The sequence below is a fragment of the Pelosinus baikalensis genome, from assembly GCF_020819555.1.
In the GTDB taxonomy this organism is placed as follows: domain Bacteria; phylum Bacillota; class Negativicutes; order DSM-13327; family DSM-13327; genus Pelosinus; species Pelosinus baikalensis.
This window is the reverse complement of record NZ_JAJHJB010000131.1, coordinates 1-718: the sequence shown is the minus strand read 5'-3', so window position 1 is coordinate 718 and position 718 is coordinate 1. Positions and strand designations below refer to the sequence as shown.

The window sequence follows — 718 nt, the reverse complement described above, 5'->3', positions numbered from 1 at the left end:
CACTGGCAATACAAGCGACAAATGTCCACCCCAGCTTTCAGCAACCCAGAACAAGTTTAGTGCATCGACAAAAGCCTCGACGTGCTCTGCCAGTAGGTCCGGAAGGAAAACGACGCTAAAAAGACCATTTCCTTTGCCAAAATAGTGCTGGAAACGTTTATGATAAGGTGAGGTTTCCAAAGTCGGCGAGAGGACGTTGGTGACGAAAGGCTGTTTCAAAAACCATTCGATCAGCCGTTGAGCGGTGTCGGCATGTTGGTTGAGACGTTTCTTCAGTCGAATCAATTCTGTGATAAAGTCGCGAGCAAGTCGTTGGTGCAACTGCGCGTTACCGGTTGCGCGCAATTCGTCGTCGGTTATTAGTGTTTCTATCAAAAAATCTACACCTTCACTAAAAGCTGGTAGTTTAGCATTTATAAAACTACTAGATGGTTCAATCGGATATTTACTACTACCACAGCCAAAACAAAGTAACAATAGACCCAATACTGCTAAACAAAAATTCTCTTCACTAAAACTCCTCCTAGATGCGCTACACAGCGATCATTTTGACGTTTATTTAAATTCACTTACTAGTTCTTTAATAACTTCTGTATCACTGTCAACATTTCTTAGTAATCGTCCATTAGGATTGTGTTCCAATTCCTCATAGCTAATTACTAAAAAGGCTACCTTATTTTCTGTTGCCCATGTTTCTCTACGCAAATCGTAAATTTTG

1 protein-coding gene is annotated in these 718 nt (G+C 41.2%); it reads right to left on the bottom strand.

The features are described from left to right. Positions 1-375: PLP-dependent transferase (locus LMF89_RS25430; protein WP_229537593.1), on the bottom strand; the 375-nt coding region annotated here is incomplete at its 3' end. Positions 376-718 lie beyond the last annotated feature (343 nt).